The organism is Leifsonia sp. Y878 (assembly GCF_057669685.1).
Window position 1 is genome coordinate 827,200 of record NZ_JBYHFS010000001.1, and the last position, 22,684, is coordinate 849,883.

The 22,684-nt window shown below is 62.8% G+C and carries 21 protein-coding genes; 12 read left to right on the plus strand and 9 right to left on the minus strand.

The window, feature by feature from the left end:
• Positions 1–15: 15 nt before the first annotated feature.
• Positions 16–252, minus strand: a complete 237-nt coding sequence (locus AC25Y4_RS03825) for a DUF7455 domain-containing protein (RefSeq protein WP_488119038.1) — start codon at positions 250–252, stop codon at positions 16–18.
• Positions 253–414: 162 nt separating this feature from the next.
• Here AC25Y4_RS03825 and AC25Y4_RS03830 point away from each other — a divergent pair, with 162 nt between their 5' ends.
• A complete protein-coding gene (locus tag AC25Y4_RS03830) occupies positions 415–2,496 on the plus strand; it encodes a DNA gyrase/topoisomerase IV subunit B (protein WP_488119039.1) in 2,082 nt (693 codons plus the stop codon).
• 97 nt (positions 2,497–2,593) lie between these two features.
• On the opposite strand, the gene AC25Y4_RS03835 is transcribed toward AC25Y4_RS03830, so the two are convergent.
• Positions 2,594–5,071, minus strand: coding sequence for a DNA gyrase/topoisomerase IV subunit A (locus tag AC25Y4_RS03835; protein WP_488119040.1), 2,478 nt, complete (start codon positions 5,069–5,071; stop codon positions 2,594–2,596).
• A gap of 79 nt (positions 5,072–5,150) precedes the next feature.
• On the opposite strand from AC25Y4_RS03835, the gene AC25Y4_RS03840 reads away from it, so the two are divergent.
• The gene (locus tag AC25Y4_RS03840; protein ID WP_488119041.1) at positions 5,151–6,296 is read left to right on the plus strand and encodes an alkaline phosphatase family protein; all 1,146 of its coding nucleotides are present in this window, start codon (positions 5,151–5,153) and stop codon (positions 6,294–6,296) included.
• 68 nt (positions 6,297–6,364) lie between these two features.
• Here AC25Y4_RS03840 and AC25Y4_RS03845 read toward each other — a convergent pair whose 3' ends face one another.
• Positions 6,365–6,961 (minus strand): DUF3043 domain-containing protein, encoded by a 597-nt coding sequence (locus tag AC25Y4_RS03845; protein ID WP_488119042.1) that lies wholly within the window; start codon positions 6,959–6,961, stop codon positions 6,365–6,367.
• Between the two features lie 38 nt (positions 6,962–6,999).
• On the opposite strand from AC25Y4_RS03845, the gene AC25Y4_RS03850 reads away from it, so the two are divergent.
• The 5 genes from AC25Y4_RS03850 to AC25Y4_RS03870 all read left to right on the plus strand — a co-directional run bounded on the left by AC25Y4_RS03850 (position 7,000) and on the right by AC25Y4_RS03870 (position 12,150).
• A complete protein-coding gene (locus AC25Y4_RS03850) occupies positions 7,000–8,418 on the plus strand; it encodes a M20/M25/M40 family metallo-hydrolase (protein WP_488119043.1) in 1,419 nt (472 codons plus the stop codon).
• A gap of 102 nt (positions 8,419–8,520) precedes the next feature.
• Positions 8,521–8,892 carry an iron-sulfur cluster insertion protein ErpA gene (gene erpA, locus AC25Y4_RS03855; RefSeq protein ID WP_488119044.1) on the plus strand — a complete coding sequence of 124 codons (372 nt, stop codon included), beginning with the start codon at positions 8,521–8,523 and terminating at the stop codon, positions 8,890–8,892.
• A gap of 202 nt (positions 8,893–9,094) precedes the next feature.
• On the plus strand, positions 9,095–9,985 hold the full coding sequence (gene ctaC, locus AC25Y4_RS03860; protein WP_488119045.1) for an aa3-type cytochrome oxidase subunit II: 891 nt from the start codon (positions 9,095–9,097) through the stop codon (positions 9,983–9,985).
• 3 nt (positions 9,986–9,988) lie between these two features.
• Entirely contained in the window at positions 9,989–11,725 is a 1,737-nt protein-coding gene (gene ctaD, locus AC25Y4_RS03865; RefSeq protein ID WP_488119046.1) for an aa3-type cytochrome oxidase subunit I, read from the plus strand.
• A gap of 2 nt (positions 11,726–11,727) precedes the next feature.
• Positions 11,728–12,150, plus strand: coding sequence for a cytochrome c oxidase subunit 4 (locus AC25Y4_RS03870; RefSeq protein WP_488119047.1), 423 nt, complete (start codon positions 11,728–11,730; stop codon positions 12,148–12,150).
• A gap of 81 nt (positions 12,151–12,231) precedes the next feature.
• Here AC25Y4_RS03870 and AC25Y4_RS03875 read toward each other — a convergent pair whose 3' ends face one another.
• Complete coding sequence (locus AC25Y4_RS03875; RefSeq protein ID WP_488119048.1) at positions 12,232–13,224, minus strand: zinc-binding dehydrogenase; 993 nt, start codon at positions 13,222–13,224, stop codon at positions 12,232–12,234.
• Positions 13,225–13,332: 108 nt separating this feature from the next.
• Between AC25Y4_RS03875 and AC25Y4_RS03880 the strand changes: the two genes are divergently transcribed.
• From AC25Y4_RS03880 to AC25Y4_RS03900, 5 genes are all read left to right on the plus strand, one after another.
• Positions 13,333–13,719 carry an MmcQ/YjbR family DNA-binding protein gene (locus tag AC25Y4_RS03880; protein WP_488119049.1) on the plus strand — a complete coding sequence of 129 codons (387 nt, stop codon included), beginning with the start codon at positions 13,333–13,335 and terminating at the stop codon, positions 13,717–13,719.
• The gene (locus AC25Y4_RS03885) at positions 13,716–14,066 is read left to right on the plus strand and encodes an MmcQ/YjbR family DNA-binding protein (RefSeq protein WP_488119050.1); all 351 of its coding nucleotides are present in this window, start codon (positions 13,716–13,718) and stop codon (positions 14,064–14,066) included. Before AC25Y4_RS03880 ends, AC25Y4_RS03885 begins: the two co-directional genes overlap by 4 nt.
• 136 nt (positions 14,067–14,202) lie before the next feature.
• On the plus strand, positions 14,203–15,456 hold the full coding sequence (locus AC25Y4_RS03890) for a replication-associated recombination protein A (RefSeq protein WP_488119051.1): 1,254 nt from the start codon (positions 14,203–14,205) through the stop codon (positions 15,454–15,456).
• A gap of 11 nt (positions 15,457–15,467) precedes the next feature.
• Positions 15,468–16,109, plus strand: coding sequence for an ABC transporter ATP-binding protein (locus AC25Y4_RS03895; protein ID WP_488119052.1), 642 nt, complete (start codon positions 15,468–15,470; stop codon positions 16,107–16,109).
• The gene (locus AC25Y4_RS03900; RefSeq protein ID WP_488119053.1) at positions 16,106–17,620 is read left to right on the plus strand and encodes a hypothetical protein; all 1,515 of its coding nucleotides are present in this window, start codon (positions 16,106–16,108) and stop codon (positions 17,618–17,620) included. Before AC25Y4_RS03895 ends, AC25Y4_RS03900 begins: the two co-directional genes overlap by 4 nt.
• Here the strand turns inward: AC25Y4_RS03900 and AC25Y4_RS03905 are convergent.
• The 5 genes from AC25Y4_RS03905 to ctaE are packed head-to-tail and all read right to left on the minus strand — an operon-like array spanning position 17,617 to position 22,681.
• Positions 17,617–18,456, minus strand: a complete 840-nt coding sequence (locus tag AC25Y4_RS03905; protein ID WP_488119054.1) for a methyltransferase domain-containing protein — start codon at positions 18,454–18,456, stop codon at positions 17,617–17,619. The genes AC25Y4_RS03900 and AC25Y4_RS03905 overlap by 4 nt on opposite strands.
• Before the next feature lie 39 nt (positions 18,457–18,495).
• The gene (gene qcrB, locus AC25Y4_RS03910; RefSeq protein WP_488119055.1) at positions 18,496–20,115 is read right to left on the minus strand and encodes a cytochrome bc1 complex cytochrome b subunit; all 1,620 of its coding nucleotides are present in this window, start codon (positions 20,113–20,115) and stop codon (positions 18,496–18,498) included.
• Positions 20,112–21,185 (minus strand): cytochrome bc1 complex Rieske iron-sulfur subunit, encoded by a 1,074-nt coding sequence (gene qcrA / locus AC25Y4_RS03915; RefSeq protein WP_488119056.1) that lies wholly within the window; start codon positions 21,183–21,185, stop codon positions 20,112–20,114. Before qcrA ends, qcrB begins: the two co-directional genes overlap by 4 nt.
• Positions 21,186–21,239: 54 nt before the next feature.
• The gene (gene qcrC / locus AC25Y4_RS03920) at positions 21,240–22,052 is read right to left on the minus strand and encodes a cytochrome bc1 complex diheme cytochrome c subunit (RefSeq protein ID WP_488119057.1); all 813 of its coding nucleotides are present in this window, start codon (positions 22,050–22,052) and stop codon (positions 21,240–21,242) included.
• 23 nt (positions 22,053–22,075) lie between these two features.
• Complete coding sequence (gene ctaE / locus AC25Y4_RS03925; protein ID WP_488119058.1) at positions 22,076–22,681, minus strand: aa3-type cytochrome oxidase subunit III; 606 nt, start codon at positions 22,679–22,681, stop codon at positions 22,076–22,078.
• Positions 22,682–22,684 lie beyond the last annotated feature (3 nt).

Here is a 22,684-nt window from a genome sequence, read left to right on the forward strand (position 1 = left end):
GCGTCGTACGTTCTGTTACGAACGCTGGTCTTCGAACAACCGACTCGACTCGTCATGCCAGCTCTGCGCAACGGCGGCCAGCTTCTCCTGGTGCTTGCGACCGTGGTGGGCGCAGAACAGCAGTTCACTGTTGTTCACGACAACACGGATGTACGCCTGAGCTCCACACGCGTCGCAGCGGTCGGCTGCGGTGAGCTGGTGGGGGGCGTCGAGTTCCTCGACGGCACCGTTTTCGGTGGCGATCTGGGACATGTGCTCCTCCTCCAGACTGGGACCAATAAAACCTGATACTCAATGTAAACACGCCTGAGGCGACTTTGAAGGCCACTTGCGAAGTATTTCGCTCACCGCGTAGCGGTGGGCGTCGGGTGTCGGTCAGGCGACTGTCGCCTTCGGTCACTAGTCTTAACAGTTGTGAGTTCTGACTATTCCGCCCGCCACCTTTCCGTCCTTGAAGGATTGGAGGCTGTGCGGAAACGCCCCGGCATGTATATCGGTTCGACTGACTCTCGGGGACTCATGCACTGCCTGTGGGAGATCATCGACAACTCAGTCGACGAGGCGCTCGGCGGGCATGGCAACTTCATCGGCGTGATCCTGCACCCCGACCAGAGCGTCGAGGTCAGGGACGCAGCGCGCGGCATCCCCGTCGACATTGAGCCGAAGACCGGCCTGTCAGGCGTCGAGGTCGTCTTTACCAAGCTGCACGCCGGCGGCAAGTTCGGCGGTGGGTCATACGCCGCATCCGGCGGGCTCCACGGTGTTGGCGCATCCGTCGTCAATGCACTCTCCGAACGGCTCGATGTCGAGGTTGACCGCGACGGCAAGACGTGGGCGATGTCGTTCCACCGCGGCGAGCCCGGAATCTTCGCTGACGAGGGTGGCGAGAAGAGCCCTGACGCACCGTTCACGCCCTTCGAGAAGAAGAGCGAACTGCGCGTGATCGGCAAGGTCAAAAAGGGTGTCACCGGAACCCGCATCCGCTACTGGGCAGACCGCCAGATCTTCACCAAGGGTGCGACGTTCCAGACTGACGAATTGCTGGGCAGGGCACGGCAGACTGCGTTCCTCGTGCCAGGCCTGACCCTCGAAGTCAGCGACCAGCGCTCTGCTGAGCACATCGAAGAGTCATTCTCGTTCGAGGGTGGCATCTCAGAGTTCGTGGAGCACCTGGCAACGGATGCCCCCATCACCGACACCTGGCGGCTCACCGGCAACGGCACATTCACCGAGACGGTGCCGGTACTGACCGACAAGGGCGCCATGGTTCCCACCGAACTGCAGCGAGACTGTGCGGTCGACATCGCCCTCCGCTGGGGGACCGGCTACGACACGGTCATCCGCAGCTTCGTCAACATCATTGCCACTCCGAAGGGCGGCACGCACCAGGCCGGGTTCGAAGCCGGCCTGCTGAAGTTCATGCGGTCGCAGGTTGAGCAGAACGCGCGGCGACTCAAGGTCGGCAACGACAAGCTCGAGAAGGATGACATCCTCGCCGGGCTCACGGTTGTGCTCACGGTGCGCCTGCCCGAGCCGCAGTTCGAGGGCCAGACCAAGGAGATCCTCGGCACGCCTGCGGTGCGCGCAATTGTGGCATCCGTTGTGGCCAAGAGCCTCGCAGAGCGATTCGCATCCTCGAAGCGTGACGACAAGGCCCAGACCGCTCTGGTTCTCGACAAGGTCGTCGCTGAGATGAAGTCGCGCATCTCGGCCAGGGCTCACAAGGAGACCCAGCGTCGGAAGAATGCGCTGGAGAGCTCGTCGCTCCCGGCCAAGCTCGTCGACTGCCGCAGCAACGATGTTCTCACGAGTGAACTGTTCATCGTCGAGGGCGACTCGGCACTCGGCACCGCGAAACTCGCCAGGGACAGCGAGCACCAGGCGCTGCTGCCGATTCGCGGCAAGATCCTGAATGTGCAGAAGGCCTCAGTGTCCGACATGCTCTCCAACGCGGAGTGCGCGTCAATCATCCAGGTGATCGGAGCTGGGTCAGGCCGCAGCTTCGACCTGTCCGCCGCCCGATACGGCAAGGTGATCATCATGAGTGACGCCGACGTTGACGGCGCCCACATCCGCACACTGCTCCTCACCCTGTTCTTCCGTTACATGCGTCCGATGATCGAGGGCGGCCGCGTGTTCGCCGCAGTGCCGCCGCTGCACCGGGTGGTCGTCATGAACCCGGGAACCAAGCCGAACGAAACCATCTACACATACTCAGAAGCCGAGCTGCAGGGCGTTCTGGCCGGTCTCAAGCGCACCGGGAAGAAGTACCAGGACCCCATCCAGCGGTACAAGGGACTCGGCGAGATGGATGCCGACCAGCTCGCAACGACCACGATGGACCGTGCCCACCGCACGCTGCGCCGCGTGCAGGTGGCCGACGCAGAGCAGGCGGGGAAGATCTTCGAACTGCTCATGGGTAACGATGTCGCCCCGCGCAAGGAGTTCATCATCGACAGCTCTGACAAGCTCAGCCGTGATCGCATCGATGTTTAGCTGCAGCGTGTAGCTGCAGCGTGTAGCTGCAGCGGTGTTGGTACGCAGAAGGGGGCGGTGCGCAGGCACCGCCCCCTTCTGCGATTCATCGTGCAGGTCAGCTGATGCTGGCGCCGATGGCTCCGACGACAGTGTCGAGAAGTGTGCCAGACGCATCCCGCCGTGAACCGGATTCCGGCAGAGCACGTGGCGTGCCATCAGGACCGACAGCACGTGCGGGCGCTGGGCCGACCCAGGCAATGGCAAGTGCGTCCTCGCCCTTCAGGAAGCGCTGTGAGCGCACGCCACCGGTTGCGCGTCCCTTGACCGGGTACTCGGAGAAGTCAGACACCTTGGCGCTGCCGGGATCTGTGCCCGTTAACGTTTGGCTGCCGACGGCGATCGTGGCGACCACTGCCGTCTCTGCGTCCTCTGGGGAGACCGCCCCGAAGAAGATCACGGTGGAGTCGGTGGCCAGCTTGATGCCGGCCATGCCTCCCGCAGTTCGGCCCTGTGGACGCACCGAGTTCGCAGGGAAACGCAGCAGCTGTGAATCGGAGGCCACGAAGACCAGCTCGTCGTCGTCATCGCCCTGCACGGCGCCGATGACTTCGTCCTTGGGCTTCAGCGCGATGATCTCAAAGTCAGGCTTGTTGGCCCAGTCCTTCGCCGTGACCCGCTTCACGACTCCCTGCTTCGTGCCGAGTGCAATCGACGTGTCGGCGTCGAGGGAAACCAGGGCGAGCACCTTCTCGCTGCGGTTGGCCAGTGCCAGGTAGTCGTTGACGCGTACACCCGCTGCCAGCTGGATCGACGATGTCGGCATGACGGGCAGGTCGACGGGCGAGAAGCGGATGAGCCGACCGAGGTTGGTCACTGCGCCGATTTCGGTCCGGCTGGTGGTGTCGAGCACAGAGCGGATGGCGTCGTGCTTGCTGCGGCGCTGTACGGGCACAGCACGCGACTCAGCGGCTTCTGCGTCCGCGTCCTGTACATCGACCCTGGCGATGCGTCCTGTGGCGCTGAGGTAGACGCGTGTGGCGTTGTCCTGCACCTCGAGGATCGCCGCCTGACGCTTCGCAGCCGCGCCGGCGATGCTGGGCCTGGCCTCGGTGAGTACCGTGCGGCGCGGAGTGCCGAAGCGCTCAGCGACCTCGGCGAGTTCGTCGGAGACGAGGGTGCGAATGGCCTGCTTGCTCGCGAGCAGCAGTTCGAGCGCTGCAATCTCCGCGAGCAATTTGTCACGCTCGGCTTCCAGCTCGATGCGCGAGAACTTCGTGAGTCGTCGCAACCTGAGTTCGAGAATGTACTCGGCCTGGATCTGGCTCAGCTCGAAGACGTCGATCAGTCGCGTGCGTGCCTGCTCGCTGTCATCGCTGGCCCTGATCACCTGGATGACCTCATCGATGTCAAGGATGGCAAGGAGGAGCCCCTCGACGAGGTGGAGTCGTTCCTTGCGGCGGGCAAGACGATACGCGCTTCGTCTCGTGACAACCTCGATGCGGTGGTTCACGTAAACGAGCAGCAGCTCGCGGAGGCCGAGCGTCTGGGGGCCGCCGTTGACGAGCGCCACGGCGTTGATGTTGAACGAGTCCTCGAGTGGGGTCACCCGGTACAGCTGCTCGAGCACAGCTTCAGGGCTGAAGCCCGTCTTGATGCCGATGACCAGGCGCAGGCCCTTGGTGCGGTCCGTGAGATCTGTCACGTCCGAGATGCCGGAGAGCTTCTTGGAGTTGACGCCGTCCTTGATCTTCTCGATGACCTTCTCAGGCCCGACAAGGTATGGCAGCTCCGTGACGACGAGGCCGGTCTTCCTGGCCGTGATCGCCTCGACGGACACGCGGGCCCTGGTCTTGAAGCTGCCGCGCCCTGTCGCGTATGCGTCCTTGATGCCGGCGAGGCCAACGATGGTGCCGCCCGTGGGCAGGTCGGGGCCAGGCACGTACTCCATCAGCTCATCGAGGGTGGCGTCCGGGTGGGCGAGCAGGTGCCTGGCAGCGCCGACGACCTCGATGAGGTTGTGGGGTGCCATGTTGGTGGCCATGCCAACGGCGATACCGCTCGCCCCGTTGACGAGCAGGTTCGGATACGCGGCGGGCAGCACGTCGGGCTGGGTCAGCTGGTTGTCGTAGTTGGGTACGAAGTCGACGACGTCCTCGTCGAGGTTTTCCGTCATCGACAGCGCGGATGCCGCCAGGCGCGCCTCTGTGTAGCGAGGGGCAGCGGGGCCATCGTCGAGTGAGCCGAAGTTGCCGTGTCCGTCGATGAGGGGCACGCGCAGCGTGAACGCCTGGGCCATGCGCACCATGGCGTCGTAGATGGCTGTATCGCCGTGCGGGTGCAGCTTTCCCATCACCTCGCCGACAACGCGAGCTGACTTGACGTGCCCGCGATCGGGGCGGAGGCCCATCTCGCTCATCTGGTAGAGAATGCGTCGCTGTACCGGCTTGAGCCCATCCCTGGCGTCGGGAAGCGCGCGCGAGTAGATCACGGAGTACGCGTACTCCAGGAACGACCCCTGCATCTCTGTCGATACGTCGACATCTTCGATGCGCTCGGTAAAGGATGCGTCTGCTGTGCTGTCTGAGCGGCTCATTCGTGAATTCTGCTTAGGACGTGCGTCTGGGCACGAGTGGTTCATGGCGGGTGTGAGGGACTGTGAAAGACTTACCCCGATGTCCCTTATGCTACCGGCCCGCCAATTCAGCACGATTCGCCTTGCCGATGTTCTCCCAAGTTGCCTGCACGCCCTCCAGGGCACACCGAACGTGCTTGGCCTCCCGCCAGCGGCCAAAGCCGTGGTCGTCTTGGTCGACGGTCTCGGCGCCAGCGCCATCAAGAGCCGTGCGGGCCATGCCAGGTTCCTGGCCAGCAGGCTGGGCAAGCGCAGCGTGATCGATGGGGTGTTCCCCGCGACAACGGCGGCCGGCATCGCCACGTTGACAACAGGTGTTGCGCCAGGCCAGCACGGCCTGGTCGGCTACCGCGTGCGCGACGAGGCCCATGACCGAGTCGTGAACCAGCTGACCGGCTGGGACGCCGACATGGATCCGGCGACCTGGCAGCGCGTGCGCACCGTGTTCGAGCAGGCAGCGGATGTTGGTATCCCCAGTTTCACCGTCGGCCCAGCACGCTACGACGCGTCGGGCTTCACCCAGGCGGTATTGCGTGGCGCGACGTACGTGTCAGCTGAGCGGATAGCGGATCGCTTCGCGGCCGCGAAGCGCATCCTTGATGAGGAACCGCGTGCGCTGGTCTACCTGTATGTGGCTGAACTCGACATCGCCGCCCACGCGAATGGCTGGGAATCGGCCAAGTGGTTGACAGAGCTTGAAGTGCTGGATTCAGAGCTTGCACGGTTCGCGGCGACGCTCCGCGCCGACGAAGGACTGATCGTCACGGCTGACCACGGAATCATTGACGTGCCGGCAGAGCGCCACATCCTGTTCGACACCGTGCCAGAGCTCGTGGAGGGCGTCAGGCACATCGGGGGAGACCCACGGTGCCTCCACCTGTACCTCGACGCGAACACAGACGTCACCGCGGACTCGCTGGCTGAGGCCTGGCGCGCTCTCGAAGGTGAACGTGCCTGGGTCATGACGCGCGACGAGGCGATCGCAGCCGGCTACTTCGGCGAGGTCGATGCAGAGGTCGCGCCCCGAATCGGAGATGTCATCGTCGCGGCGCGAAAGCTGGTCGCGTACTACGACTCCCGCGAGCCGAACCAGTCAGCCAGGAAGATGGTCGGCCAGCACGGTTCACTGACCGAAGACGAAACCAGAATTCCCCTGGTCAGGGCGGGCGCATTCCACCTGGCCTGATCTGAGCGCCATCCGCTGAAACGCGAAAGGCCCCGGCAATGCCGGGGCCTTTCGTCGTCTGTTCAGGTCTAGCTGGGGTACTGCCCGCGCTTGACCTGGGGCTTCGGAAGCCGCATGACGCGCAGCTGCAGGGCGCGCATCGCCGCGTACCAGCGCACACGCTCAGCCTTGTCGGCGCCGAACTTGGCCGCGACCTTGCGCTTCAACGTGAAGCCGAGGATCACGCAGTCGACAACCGCAATCAGGAAGAAAGCCCAGAGCGCCAGGATCCCGTATGTCTGCACAGCGGGGTTGGGGAAGAAGGTGAGGATGATCACGAGGAACATCACCGGGATCATGAACTCGCCGACGTTGAAGCGGGCGTCGACGTAGTCGCGCACGAATCGCTTCTGTGGGCCGCGTTCACGCTGCGGGAGGTACTTGTCGTCGCCGGCTGCCATGCCGAGGCGTGCACGCTCGCGGGCGTCGGCAGACTGCACGCGTGCCTGCTTCGCAGCCAGCTTGCGGTCGTCTGGCACCAGGGGACGCTTCCGCGCGGCCTCCTGCTGCTTGCGAGTGGGGGTCGGGGCGCCCTTGCCGGTCGTTGTCGCTGCGAGCCGCGCTGCGGTCTCCTCAGCGGTTTCGATCGATGGTTCCGCGTCGGGGGTCAGAGGTTGCTTTGCCACATCATGTCCTTGAATTTAGTTGCCTTAAGATTACCTGCATGACGGATAGCCAACACACATCTCCAGCAAACGCGAAAGTTGAGGCCGACGTTCGCCTCGCAGTCGAGCAGGGACTGCCCAGTACCATCGCCGATTTGAGCGCACTCGTGCGTATTCCGTCGGTGGCGTGGGCCGCGTTCGATCCCAGCCATGTCGCCGCAAGCGCGGATGCCGTCGCGGCACTCGCGCGTGACCTCGGTGTTTTCGACAGCGTTGAGGTCAAGCAGGCCGGTATCCCTGGGACGGATGAGCTGGGCCAGCCGGCAGTGCTCGCGACGCGGGCCGCCAGAAACGGAAAGCCGACGATCCTGCTCTACGCCCACCACGATGTGCAGCCTCCTGGGCGAGATGAGGAATGGGAATCCAACCCGTTCGAGCCCACCGTGCGCGGCGACCGCCTCTACGGCCGTGGCGCCGCTGACGACAAGGCCGGCGTGATGGCGCACATCGCCTCCATCCGCGCGCTCGTCGAGGCTGTCGGACCCGACTTCGACCTCGGCCTTGCCCTCTTCATCGAGGGTGAGGAGGAGTTCGGCAGCCGCTCGTTCGCCACATTCCTCGAACAGAACGAAGATGCCCTGCGCGCAGACGCGATCGTGGTTGCTGACTCCAACAACTGGGATATCGACACTCCCGCGCTCACCATCGGCCTGCGCGGCAATGTGACGTTCCGCCTGACTGTCCGCACGCTGTCTCACGCATCGCACTCCGGAATGTTCGGGGGAGCGGTACCGGATGCCATGCTCGCGACGATCAAGCTGCTCGCGACCCTGTATGCGGATGACGGATCGGTGGCCGTCGCCGGTCTCACCAGTCACCCGCAGGACACTCCCGAGTACTCGGCCGAACAGCTCAGACTCGAAACCGGCCTGTTGGATGGGGTGTCGCCGATCGGCAACGGATCGATTCTCAGCCGCATCTGGGCACAGCCGGCGATCACCGTGACCGGTATCGACGCGCCCAGCGTCGCAAACGCCTCCAATACGCTCTCACCCTCCATCAGCGTGCGACTCAGCGCCAGGATCGCCCCTGGGCAGCCGGCAGCTGAGGCATACGCGGCACTCGAGGCGCACCTCCGTGCCAACGCCCCCTTCGGCGCCCACCTCGAGATCGATGACGTCGACACAGGGGAGGCCTTCCTCGTTGACACCAGCGGCTGGGCCGTGGCAGAGACGCGCACGGCGATGCGGGATGCCTGGGGCGTCGAACCTGTCGATATCGGCGTCGGCGGATCCATTCCGTTCATCGCAGACCTTGCACGCGTCTTTCCAGAGGCCCAGATCCTGGTCACCGGCGTAGAAGATCCTGATTCACGGGCGCACAGCCCCAACGAATCGCTGCACCTCGGCGTGTTCAAGCGCGCCGTGCTGAGCGAAGCGCTGTTGCTGGCCAGGCTCAATGAACGCTCAGCCGGTTAGGTCACCCGGCATGGCCAACTGGGAATGTTCACTGCTCGTTCCCGGTTGGCCGCTATAGAATCCTCAATAGATTTCGCGCTGTACAACGTCTCAAGGAGCACCATGACTGACACCATCACCGAAAGCACTGCACCTGCAGAGACCGCCGCTCACCGTGTCGGCATCAGCGATGCGGCCGCAGCCAAGGTGCGCAGCCTGCTTGCGCAGGAAGGCCGCGAAGACCTGCGCTTGCGTGTTGCCGTCCAGCCCGGCGGATGCTCTGGCTTGATTTACCAGCTGTACTTCGACGAGCGAACGCTCGACGGCGACGCTGTTGTCGACTTCGATGGCGTTGAGGTGATCGTCGACAAGATGAGCGTTCCTTACCTTGACGGCGCGTCGATTGACTTCGAAGACACCATCGAAAAGCAGGGTTTCACGATTGACAACCCGAATGCCGGCGGAAGCTGTGCCTGTGGAGATTCCTTCCACTAGTCGATAAAGCTGTTTCAGGGCTGGGAGATCATCGAATCGATGGTCTCCCAGCCCTATTTTCGGCAAAAAAATCCAGCAATTCCTTGATTTTTACGGTGACGCGGCACCGGGAGTGCACATGTGACGGCCGCTCTCGGAGTAGGCTGGGAAACGATCAATTCACTTCCTGAGAAGTGACCACGAGTCTCCCGAAAGGTCACCGGTGCGCAATTACCGCCGTCTTCGATGGGCTGCAATTCCAATCGCAGCGTCGTTAACCATTGCTCTCGCGGGGTGTACACAAGCCCAGCTCAACGGGTTCCTCCCCGGATTCGAGGAGGGGCAGCCTGCGGTTACAAACCACACAGAGCGCGTCTCCGGCTTGTGGACCACCTCCTGGATCGTGCTCCTCATTGTGGGTGTCATCACCTGGGGCCTCACACTGTGGGCAGTCGTCGTCTACCGACGCCGCAAGGGCCAGACCGGCCTGCCGGTACAGCTGCGATACAACATGCCGATCGAGATCTTCTACACGATCGTGCCGCTCATCCTCGTGCTCGGATTCTTCGCCTTCACGGCCAGGGACCAGCAGGCCATCGAGGCTCGCTTCGATCAGCCAGAAGTCAAGATCCAGGTTTTGGGCAAGCAGTGGGCGTGGGACTTCAACTACGTCAATGAAGATGTCTACTCGGCCGGTATCCAGGCCCAGGACGACCCTGACGCCGCTCCTGGTTCGATCATCGAATCCGAGCTCCCCACGCTGGTTCTGCCTGTCGGCAAGAAGATCGAGATCGCTCTTCAGTCCCGCGACGTCATTCACTCCTTCTGGGTCATCGACTTCCTCTACAAGAAGGACATGATTCCCGGCAAGGTCAACTACATGTCTGTTATCCCGGAACGAATCGGCACCTACGACGGAAAGTGCGCCGAGCTGTGTGGCGAATACCACTCCCTCATGCTGTTCAAGGTGAAGGTCGTGTCAGAGGCTGATTATCTGGCATACACCGACGGGCTCCGCGCAGCGGGCAACGAGGGTCAGCTCGGTACCGAGTACGACCGCAACCAAAATCTTCCGGGCACCAGCGCTCCGGTGGCGCAGGAGGAGGGTAACTAACCCATGAGCACGACACTTACAACGCCGGCGTCGGTGCGCACCGCGCCCCCCGTCATCAGCCCAGGTGCTGAGAAAAAGGGCAACATCCTGGTTCGGTGGATCACATCCACCGACCACAAGGTCATCGGGTACATGTACCTGATCACGTCCTTCATCTACTTCTGCATCGGTGGCGTGATGGCCTTGGTCATCCGCGCCCAGCTCTTCGAACCGGGCCTTCAGGTCGTCGCGACGAAAGAGCAGTACAACCAGCTCTTCACCATGCACGGCACAATCATGCTGCTCATGTTCGCAACCCCGCTGTTCTTCGGATTCGCGAATGCCCTGATGCCGCTCCAGATCGGTGCACCAGACGTTGCCTTCCCGCGTCTGAACGCTTTCTCCTTCTGGTTGTTCTTCTTCGGTAGCTTGATCGCCGTCGCCGGATTCCTCACCCCGCAGGGTGCAGCATCCTTCGGCTGGTTCGCCTATCAACCGCTTGCCAGCACGACGTTCTCACCCGGCGTTGGCGGGAACTTGTGGATGGTGGGGCTAGGCCTGTCGGGCTTCGGTACCATCCTCGGTGGTGTGAACTTCATCACGACGATCATCACGATGCGTGCCCCTGGTATGACGATGTTCCGCATGCCGATCTTCACGTGGAACGCGCTTGTCACCTCGCTGCTGATCCTGATGGCGTTCCCGGTTCTGGCTGCTGCCCTCCTGGCTGCCGCTGGCGACCGCATCTTCGACATGCACATCTACGACCCGGCAAACGGTGGCGCCATCCTGTGGCAGCACTTGTTCTGGTTCTTCGGTCACCCAGAGGTTTACATCATCGCCCTGCCGTTCTTCGGCATCGTCTCTGAAGTGTTCCCGGTATTCAGTCGCAAGCCGATCTTCGGTTACAAGACACTCATCTACGCAACCATCGCCATCGCCGCACTGTCGGTGACCGTGTGGGCTCACCACATGTACGTGACGGGTTCCGTGCTCTTGCCGTTCTTCTCCCTGATGACAATGCTCATCGCAGTGCCAACGGGTGTGAAGATCTTCAACTGGATCGGCACGATGTGGCGAGGGTCGCTGACCTTCGAAACACCCATGCTCTGGGCCATCGGCTTCCTCATCACCTTCACGTTCGGTGGTCTGACCGGTGTCATCCTGGCTTCACCGCCGCTCGACTTCCACGTGTCTGACACGTACTTCGTTGTTGCGCACTTCCACTACGTCGTCTTCGGAACTGTTGTATTCGCCATGTTCAGTGGCTTCTACTTCTGGTGGCCGAAGTGGACGGGCAAGATGCTCAACGAGCGCCTCGGCAAGTGGCACTTCTGGCTTCTCTTCATCGGCTTCCACACCACGTTCCTCGTGCAGCACTGGCTCGGAGTCGTCGGCATGCCGCGTCGATACGCCACGTACTCGCCCGATGACGGATTCACCTGGATGAACCAGCTGTCGACTGTCGGCTCGATGATCCTCGCGGTCTCGATGATCCCGTTCCTGCTGAACGTGTACATCACGGCTCGCAAGGCTCCGAAGGTCACCGTCAACGACCCGTGGGGTTACGGCGGATCACTCGAGTGGGCGACCTCCTGCCCGCCGCCGCGCCACAACTTCACGTCCATCCCGCGCATTCGTTCAGAACGGCCCGCGTTTGACCTCAATCACCCCGAGGTCGAAATCCCCGTTGGCATCGGCCCGGCGAAGGACGCACCCGACGCTCCTACGTACGACGCGGCTTCCGAGAAGGTCAAGTAAAAATGAAAGTAAACGTCAACCTCCTGTGGATCCTGGCCGCGTTCTTCGGTCTCTCGACAGTTGTCTACGTCGTGTGGAGCCTCCTGGACCCACTGTTCGGCCACATTGAGTGGGCCGGAACGTTCGCCCTCGGACTCTCGACGATCCTCGCAAGCTTCATCGCCTTCTACCTGGGCCGTGTACACACGGCACAGGGTGGGGAGCTTCCAGAGGACCGTCTCGATGCCAACATCGACGACGGCGACCCTGAGCTTGGCTTCTACAGCCCGTGGAGCTGGTGGCCGATCATGCTCGCCGCCAGCGCTGCGTTGCTCTTCCTGGGCCTCGCCGTTGGCTTCTGGATCTGCTTCATCGCAGTCGGCATCGGCGTAATCAGCCTCGTCGGCTGGGTATACGAGTACTACCGCGGTCTCTTCGCCCGCTAAGCACTCATCCACGCACGTCACATACAGCGCTCTCCTCCGGGAGGGCGCTGTATGCGTTAAGTCCACACTGAAGCGGTGAGGTTAGTCGAGTACGACGACGTGTTTTCCTGGGGTGCCGCCGGCTTCGAGGTCGGCCTGGGCTTTCCCGGCTTGGTCGAGGCCGTGGTAGACACCCCCGACGGGGACAGTGAGTTGTCCGTCCTTGATCGCAGCAAGTTGTTTGGCGAATTCCTTGGCTGGCAGGTCGGAGGCGCCTCCGCCGTAGGTGGTCAGACGTACCCCTGAGGGGATGAACCCGAACGGAGAGAAGTCCTGAATGGTCCATTGTCCGCCGAGAGCCCCGGTGAAACACGCGGTTCCGCCTCGGCGGACTGTCCGTATGGTGTCGCCGAGGGTGACGGTGCCAACGAGTTCGAGTGCGGCGTCGACACCGTCCGGCGCGAGGCCGCGGACGGTGTCGACGATGGTCCCGGTGTCGACGATCGCGTGAGTGACGCCGTTGCTGGCAAGCAGTTTGATGCGGTCGGGGTTGCGGGTCGTGGAGATGACGGTCGCTCCGAGGTGGTGGGCGAGGGTCGCCGCCGACAGCCCAACCGTTGACGTCCCACCGCGGATGAGGAGGGTCTGGCCGGGCTGGAGGTTCAGGCCGGTGGTGAGGGATCCGTAGGCGGTTTGATACATCTCCGGGAGGGCGCCGAGGGTTTCCCAGGGCAGGTCGGACGTGAAGGGGATGATCTGGGATTCGGGTACGAGGGTGTATTCGGCGTAGCTACCGTCGAAGGAGCGGCCCATGCCGCCCATCATCGTCGCGACCTGTTGGCCTGACTTCAGCGCGCTGCCTTCGGGAACGGCGTCGATGATGCCGACGCCTTCGATCCCCAGGATGCGGGGGAAGGTGAAGTCCGGGTCGGATTCACCCTTGCGGCTGGTTACTTCGGACTCGTTCACCCCGAACGCTTTCACCCGGATGCGCACCCACCCTGGTCTCACCTCAGGTTTGGGGACCTCGGTGACGACGAGCTGGTCGATCCCGCCGGGCGCTGTCAGCACGATCGCGTGCATTGTTTCGGTCATGGTTTCAGTATCGTCCGGCATAGCGCATTGAGGGTGTCGGCTTCGAACTCGCAGGGTAGGTAGGGTGGAGACCGTACACAGGCTGCCTATTGTGAGGGAGACCCATTCATGGATGGCGACGCTCTGCAGGCGCGGGCTGCAGCCCGTACGGAGGAGTTACCTGGCGCAGGGTTGGAGCATCCGTTCGGTGAGGAGTGGGAGGTGTACAAGGTCCGCGGGAAGGTGTTTATGCTGCTCACCGAGATCACGGGGGAGAAGATCGTGATCCTCAAAGCTTCCCCCTCCGATGGCCAGGCGCTGCGAACCGCGCACGAGGACATCACTCCGGGGTATCACATGAACAAGCAGCACTGGATCACTCTGTCTCCGGGTGGCACGATCGACTCTGGCTTGGTTGACGAACTGGTCACAGAGTCCTACCTCCTCGTCGTCGAGAACCTCCCGAAGGCCAAGCAGCCAGTGGATGCGAACACCTTCGGGCGGCACGAGTCATGACGATCACCGGTACGCAACTGCAGAACGTTGCCCGGGAGGTCGCGTCCGCACTTCCCGACGTGACGCATGGGCACCCTTTCACGCCAGCGCTGGATGTGTACAAGGTGGGCGGGAAGGTGTTCCTGATTGTCACTGAGGACCCGGCAGAGCAAATCATCACCGTTAAGGCCGAACCGGACCATGGTAAAGCGTTGGTGCGGTCATTCGAGACGATCACCCCTGGCCGGTACCTGGACAAGCGGCACTGGATCTCCATCGGTGCAGGGGACAGCATCACGGATGACCTGGTGGAGGATCTGGTCACGAACTCCTACGAGCTCGTTGTAGCCCACATGCCCCACCACTGAAGACCATACGTAGCCGGGACACGAATGAGAAGGAAGCAGGTGTCGTCGCATGGCAGCTGAGCCACCGTCACTGTTCGAGGTCGATGATGCCTCCCGGCCCCTCGCCGACAGACTCCGTCCGACCACGCTCGAGGATGTGGTCGGACAGGACCACCTGCTTAGCTCGGACGGCCCGCTCGGGCGCATGGTCGCAGCGCATCGGCTGGTGTCAATCATCTTGTGGGGGCCCCCCGGATCGGGGAAGACCACGATCGCCCGGCTCCTCGCCGAGCGCACCAATCTCGTCTTCGAACCGCTCTCCGCCACCTTCTCCGGTGTCGCGGACCTGCGCCGCGTGTTCTCTGTGGCGGCAAAGCGCCGCGAGATTGGGCAGGGCACCTTGCTGTTCGTTGATGAGATCCACCGCTTCAACCGCGCCCAGCAAGACAGCTTCCTGCCCTATGTCGAAGACGGCACGATCACCCTGGTTGGCGCAACCACGGAGAACCCCAGCTTCGAACTCAACGGCGCGCTCCTGTCGCGCTGCCAGGTGTTCGTGCTGAAACGCCTCGACGAGCACGCCTTGGATACTCTCATCGCTCGGGCCGAACACCTCATCGGCCACAGCCTGCCGGTCGACGCGGGAGCACGGCAGGCGCTGCTCGCGATGGCCGACGGTGACGGCCGTTACCTGCTGAACATGACCGAGCAACTCCTCACCCTCCCCGATACCGGCACACAACTCGATGCTGCCGGGCTTGCCGCGGTCGTCCAAAAACGGGCGCCCCTGTATGACAAGACGCAGGAATCGCACTACAACCTGATCTCCGCCCTCCACAAAGCCATGCGCGGCTCCGACCCCGACGCCGCGCTGTACTGGCTCGCCCGCATGCTGGACGGCGGCGAGGACCCGCTCTACATCGCACGGCGCCTCGTCCGGTTCGCGAACGAGGATATCGGCATCGCTGACCCTGAAGCCACCCACCAAGCTGTGACTGCGTGGGACGTGTTCGACCGGCTCGGGTCCCCAGAGGGGGAGCTGGCGATCGCGCAGGCCGTGGTGTATCTCGCGACCGCTCCGAAATCCATCGCCGTCTATCGAGGCTTCAACCGTGCCGTCCGTGCGGCGAAAGAGACCGGTTCGCTTCCCCCGCCGCTACACATCCTGAATGCCCCCACCAAGCTGATGAAGAACCTCGGCTACGGCAAGGACTATCAATACGATCCCGACACGACCGACGGGTTCTCCGGCGCGAACTACTTCCCAGACGGCATGGAGCGGCACCGGTTCTATGAACCCAGCAGCAACGGGTACGAACAACGCATCGGTGAGCGCCTGGCGCAATGGGAGGCACTGCGTTCCCGGAAGGACCGGGCTGAGGATCCTGAGCAGGATGAGCATCGACAGTAGATACTGGAGCGGTGGGGATTCTTGTCGAGGTCGAGCAGCTGTCCGTGGCCATGGATGGAACGGAACTCCTGGGGCACACGTCTTTTTCTTTGAGCGCGGGGGAGTCCCTCGCCGTGACGGGTGCGAACGGCACAGGGAAGACGACCCTGCTGCGGGTTCTGGCTGGTCAGCTGCGACCGACATTCGGAACAGCGCGCATTGGGGGGAATTCGACCAACGAGCGGTCTCCACTATTCAGGCGCGCGGTGAGCGCCGCCATAGGCAGGCCGCCGGTCGCGCGTGACCTCACGCTCGAGGAGCACCTCACGCTCGTGGCTGCGTCCTGGGGCCTCCCTCGACACGAGGCGGGTCAACGAGGGCAGCAGCATCTCCGTCGGTGGCAGCTTGAACCACTCCGCCAGAGATTCCCGCACGAGCTCTCATCCGGCCAATCACAGCTGTTCGCTCTCGCCCTGGCGACCGTGCGCCCCTATGACGTGCTGCTGCTTGACGAGCCTGAACAGCGCCTCGACCCTGAACGGCTGCAGGCCGTTATCGCAGTGCTGGCCGAAGAACAGGCAACCGGGCGCACCATCGTCTTCGCCACGCACAGTCCGTTGCTGACAGACGCCGTGGCAGGGAGATCCATCGCGCTGGCTGGCGCCGCGGCGTGAGCTCTCGACAAACACTCCGCGACGTTCGTTCAGTGCTGAGCTCGCGCAGGGGAGCTGCGTCCACACCCGATCGTGCATACGCGGCATACGCTGCCGTCATGCTGTGCGCGGTTCTCGGCCTTCCTCTCCTGCGCACCCTTCTGCTCTGGCTGGCCCAGCCGCAGATCCTCACCATCCTCGTCGCGTCGGGTGCAGCGAGAGCAGCCAGTGGGATGGGTGTTCTCCTCGCGGCCTTCGTTGTGCTCGGTGGTATCCGCGGGCCGGTCCACCTCACCCCGTTCCTGAGCATGGCTCTCGCGGGCAACGACCTGCCGCGTAGTCGTACCTTGCAGCACCCCGCCATGAGGTCAGTCTTCCTTCTCTCGCTTGGGGCTGCTGCCGGTTCGCTGCTGACGGGGCTCGTGCTGGCGTCGTCGGGCGCCGCGACCCCCTCCAGCGCTGGCGCCTTCGCACTCGGCGCCGTGTCCGCCGGAGTCATATGCGGTGGATTCTGGCTCGTTGGGCAGCGACTTGCTGACACGTCCCGCGCTGTCCTTGCTCTCGCACTAGTCGGGGCCACAGCACTCTCGTCTCAGCTGCCGGCGATTCAGGCGGTGTTCCCATGGACCTGGCTCGCAGCCGTCTTCCCCGCCCAGACGGATGTCGTGTGGCCGGCGTTGCTGGCACTGGTTGCGGGCGCCGTCGCGACGGCTTGTGTTGCGCCGGTTCTGCTCGACGGCCTGGGCGGACCTCAGCTGCTCAGGCAGGCCCAGCGCTGGGACAGAGCGGGTACCTTCGCATTCACGGGGGAACTCAGCCTGGCCGCGGGGGAGTTCAGACCGGTCCCGCGCATGGGCAGGGGGCTGCCCGCAATCGGTTCAGGACCCCTCATCCTCGTCTTTCTGCGGCGCGATCTGTTCGGGGCGATGCGCACGCCTGCCCGCTTTGTGACAGCGTGCCTTGGCGCTGCGAGTTGCGGTTTCCTCGTTGCATTCTCCCTGGCCGGATCCACAGATGTGGCCTGGATTCCGGCGGCGGCAGCGGCAGTCGTGGGGTTTCTCGCACTGGGGGTGTGGTCGGATGGCTTCCGGCACAGTGTGGAATCAGCAACAGCTCCGACGTTGTATGGCGTGTCGCCGACCGCGCTGTTCGCACTGCACACGACCCTTCCGGTGCTGGCCGGCGCACTCTGCGCCGCTCTCGGTGCCCTCGTGGCCGTGGCTGTCGGCGCGCCGGCGGTCGGTCTTGCCGCGGCTGTTGCCTGCGCGAGTGTGCTCGTCGCGGTGCGCCTGTGCGACGCGGCCAAAGGGCCGCTTCCACTTGAGGTCATGGCTCCGGTGCCCAGTCCTCTTGGCGATCTCTCCAGCATCGTCATCACTGCCTGGCTGTCAGACGCTGTGCTCGTCGCGGTTCTCGCGGTCGTCGCCGTCGTGACTGCGGTCACGGACTTCGGGCTAGCAGGGTTGCTGATCGCACTGCCGATCCTGCTGGCGATCATGCTGCGCACCAGAAGGCGGATCAGTGCGCTCTAGAGTGCGTTCCCTGTACGCCTGAAGCTCAGTACTTCGAATGCCGAAGTCACGTCCTGTCGACGATCGGCATCTGCGTCGCTGCCGTCGACCGCACCTGAGTGGTGGTGAGCGGATGGGCCCATGCCGACGAGTGCCGAGATCTCCGCATCGGTCAGGCTGAGGGTCTGGGACAGGGCCACTCGGGAGTCAAGAGTGAAGTAGCCGGCCATGCCATCGATGAGCTGGTTCGCCTTGTCTTCCTGCACGCCAAGGGCGAGGCCGGCATCGCGAAGTTCCTGGAGGTGCGTCTCCTGGGGGATTGCGACGATGAGCAAGCCGTCCTGCCGCAGTATGCGAGCGAATTCGGCTGCATTCCGCGGAGCGAAGACATTAAGGATGACATCGGCTGCGTGATCGCGGATCGGCAGCGGTGACCACACGTCGGCTACCAGACCGTCGATGTTCTCCCGCGAACGCACGGTGCGAGCGACAGCGGCGGGGGAGAGGTCGAGGGCGAGTGCGCGTGCTGCGGGCGCCCGATCGAGTACGCCACCCAGGTAGTAGCCGGTGCCGCAGCCAATGTCGAGGACGGTGGCGGGATCCTGTGCGGCGGCCAGCTCGCTGACGGCATCGCGAAGCGGCTGGTACCAGCCGGCGCCCAGAAAGCTGTCCCGTGCGTCGAGCATGGCTGCGCTGTCGCCGATCAGCCCATGGGAGCGCAGGAGCGTGACGAAGCCACGCTTGTTCACGTCGAACGCGTGGCCATTCGTGCAGGACAGCGCCAGCGGCTCACGCGACGCGAGCGGGGTTAAACAAATCGGGCACCGAAGCCACTCCGACAATGTGTGGAGGGACATCGATGCCCGATCTGTGTGTATCAGGTCCGCGGTGCGGACTTAGTGGTGGTCTCCGTGCGACTGTTCGATTTCCTTCGAGGTGACCGGAGCGATCCGGTCTTCGAAGAACCAGCGGGACAATGCTGCGCGCAAACGCTGACCGCCGGTGATCTTGCCCTTGGAGTTGGGGCGGATCATCAGGGGCTCGTATTCCTTGTAGTCGACCAGCTTCCAGCGCTCGTATTCATCGACGGGCTGGTGCACCTCGATGAACTCGCCACCGGGGAGGCGAACGATGCGTCCGGATTCGAAGCCGTGCAGAACGATCTCACGATCCTTCTTCTGCAGCGCCAGGCACATGCGCTTGGCGATGAAGTATGCAACGAACGGTCCGAGGATGGTAATCGCCTGCAGCGCATGGATCACGCCTTCCATTGTGAGGTGGAAGTGAGTCGCGATGATGTCGGACGATGCAGCTGCCCAGAGGCCTGCGTAGAACGTCACGCCTGCAGCGCCGATGGCGGTGCGGGTCGGGGCGTTGCGCGGACGGTCGAGCAGGTGGTGCTCACGCTTGTCGCCGGTGATCCAGGCTTCGATGAACGGGTAGATCATCACCGTAACGATGAAGATACCGATCACGATCAGTGGAATCAGGATGTTGAACGACCAGGTGCGGGCGAGCCACACGAACTCGAGGTGCGGCGGAATCAATCGGAGAGCGCCATCGGCGAAACCGATATACCAGTCTGGCTGGGTACCTGCAGACACCGGTGACGGGTCGTACGGGCCATAGTTCCAGATCGGGTTGATGGTGAACAGCGATGCGATCAGCATCACGACACCGAACACGACGAAGAAGAATCCACCAGCCTTGGCGGCGTAGACCGGGAGAACCGGGAATCCGACGACGTTTTGGTTTGTCTTGCCGGCACCGGGGAACTGCGTGTGCTTGTGAACAACCACGAACAGGAGGTGAAGGGCGATGAACGCAACGATGATCGCCGGCAGCAACAGGATGTGCAGCGAATACAGGCGGCCGACGATGTCTTCGCCGGGGAACTCTCCACCGAAGAGGAGGAACGAGATCCAGGTGCCGACCAGCGGGATGCCCTTGACCATTCCGTCGATGATTCGGAGGCCGTTACCGGACAGCAGGTCATCGGGGAGCGAGTATCCGGTGAAGCCCTCAGCCATCGCGAGGATGAACAGGACGAAGCCGATCACCCAGTTGAGCTCGCGCGGCTTGCGGAATGCACCCGTGAAGAAGATGCGCAGCATGTGCAGTCCGATGGACGCCACGAACAGCAGAGCCGCCCAGTGGTGCACCTGACGCATGAGGAGACCGCCGCGAAGGTCGAACGAGATATCGAGCGACGACGACATGGCGACAGACATCTCGACGCCCTTGAGGGGAACGTACGAGCCGTCGTAGATGACCGGTGCCATGGATGCCTGGAAGAAGAAGGTCAGGAATGAACCGGACAGCAGGATGATGACGAAGCTGTACAGCGCTACTTCACCCAGGAGGAACGACCAGTGGTCAGGGAAGATCTTGCGACCTAGCTCCTTGACCGCGGTTGAGATGCTCGTGCGCTCGTCAATATAGTTCGCTGCGGTAGCCGTGAAGCCGCCGGACTTGCGAGTATCTGCCGGTGCAATCTCGGTGGTTGTCGTACTCAATGGCGCTCCCAGAAGCTCGGCCCGACGGGTTCGGTGAAGTCGCTCTGAGCGATGAGGTAGCCCTCAGCGTCAACAGCGATAGGTAGTTGGGGCAGTGGCCGCGCGGCCGGTCCGAAGATGACCTCACAGTGGTTCGTGACGTCGAACTGCGACTGGTGGCACGGGCAGAGCAGATTGTGCGTCTGCTGCTCGTACAGAGCCACAGGGCACCCAACGTGCGTGCAGATCTTGGAGTAAGCAACGATGCCGTTGTACGACCAGTCCTTGCGCTCAGGGAGCTCGTGCAGGTCTTCCGGCTTCAGGCGTACGAGCAGCACTGCTGCTTTTGCCTTCGCTTCGAGCCTGCCGTGTTCGAGATCGTTCAAACCTTCTGGAATGACCTGGAAAGCAGAACCGAGCGTGACATCCGATGCCTTGATCGGAAGGCCGGTCGGGTCAATCGCGAGGCGAGTGCCCTTCTTCCACATGGTGTGGCTGAGCAGCTCGACAGGGTTTTCGTCCTGCGGGCCGAGGCCACGGAAGAGCACGACAGCCGGCAACGGGAATGCAATGAGCGCGCCGATGAGGCTGTTGCGGATGAGGGTACGGCGACCAAGTCCCGATTCCTCGCCTGCTTCGGCGAAGATCTCGACAGCACGGGCACGCGTCTCATCTGAACCGCGTACGGGGTGACGCTGGTCGACACCTTCGTGGTCTGCCATCAGGGCCTTGCCCCAGTGCACAGCGCCAATACCGATAGCCAGCAGCGCCAGGGCCAGTCCGAGACCGATGAAGAGCGTGTTCAGGCGAACTGAACTCGGATCTTCAGGAACGATCGGGAAGACCATGTACGCGGCGATCGCGAAAACGCTACCCACGATGGACAGGTAGAAGAGCGTGTACACCGTTCGCTCTGCGTGACGCTCTGCCTTAGGGCTGAGGTCAGTGATGCGGGGACGGTGCGGGGGCAAACCAGGATTGGTCAGGCCATCCCGCGCGACAACAGCTATACCCGCAGATTCCTCCACGTGTACAACGTCTGACGAATCGGCAGCTGTCAGATCCTTCCCGCCGTTATCGTCCTTGGCCATTGTTCTCCTTCATACCAAATGTCGATTCAATTATTGTTCGTGACCGGATGCCGGTCAGTTCGACTTAGCCGTGATCCACACGGTCAACGCCACGATGCTGCCCAGTCCGAAGATCCAGAGGAACAGGCCCTCTGATACCGGTCCGAGCGAGCCAAGTGCGAATCCACCCGGTGACGGGTTGTTCTCGATGTACTTGAGGTACGTGATGATGTCGCGCTTGCTCTCTGGCGAGATGTTCATGTCGTTGAAGACCGGCATGTTCTGCGGTCCTGTGACCATGGCTTCGTAGATGTACTTGGCGGGAACTCCCGTGAGCGGCGGTGCGAACTTACCCTGGGTAAGGGCTCCACCTGCACCGGCCACGTTGTGGCACATTGCGCAGTTGATACGGAAGAGTTCTCCACCGTTGGTCGCGTCACCCTCGGCGTCGAGCAGATCGGCGCTAGGAATTCCAGGGCCAGGTGCCAGTGAGGCAACGTATGCCGACAAGGCAGCGATCTGGTCCTCGGTGAACTGCACCGGCTTCTGCAATGCCTGCGGCCCCTGCATTTCGAGGGGCATACGGCCGGTGCCAACCTGGAAGTCGACCGATGCGGCGCCGACACCAATAAGAGTCGGGCCTTCCGCGGTTCCTTCTGCACTCATACCGTGGCATGTCGCACAGTTGGCTGCGAAGAGCTTCTGGCCTTCCTCGATCGTCTGCTGCGACGTCGCGTCGGCTTCGGCAGAGGCTGTGCTGCTGCTCAAAGCGACGTACGCGCCACCAGTGAAGAGGAGGCCGATCGCAATGAGTGCGACGCTGGCCAACGGGCTGCGTCGACCGGCCTTGCGGCCCTTACGGACCTTGGGTGTTGTGTTCTCGGGCATGCTGAGGTGTCCGCTCCTGATTTCTATTTGAGAACGTAAATGACCAGGAAGAGCCCGATCCAAACGACATCGACGAAGTGCCAGTAGTACGACACGACGATGGCGCTGGTTGCCTCTTTGTGGCCGAAGTTCTTGACGGCGAATGCGCGGCCAATGACTAGAAGGAAAGCGATCAAGCCGCCGATCACGTGAATACCGTGGAACCCGGTGGTGAGGTAGAAGGCTGATCCGTATGCGTTCGCTGACAGCGACAGGCCCTCTGACACGAGGGTCGCGTACTCAAAGATCTGACCGGAGACGAAGATTGCCCCCAGCGCATAGGTGAGGAAGAACCACTCGGTCATGCCCCACTGGCTCAGTTTCCAACCGGTTGCACGCGGCTGCATCCGCTCTGCGGCAAACACACCGAACTGGCATGTCACCGAGGAGAACACCAGGATCAACGTATTCCCCAATGCGAAGGGGAACGTGAGTTTCTCTGTCTGGGAGACCCACAATTCGGGGGAGGTTGACCGGAGAGTGAAGTAGATCGCGAAAAGACCCGCGAAGAACATAACCTCACTGCCTAGCCAGACAATGGTGCCCACCGCCACGCTGTTGGGCCTGTTCACTACGGGCGCAGTTGCCATAGG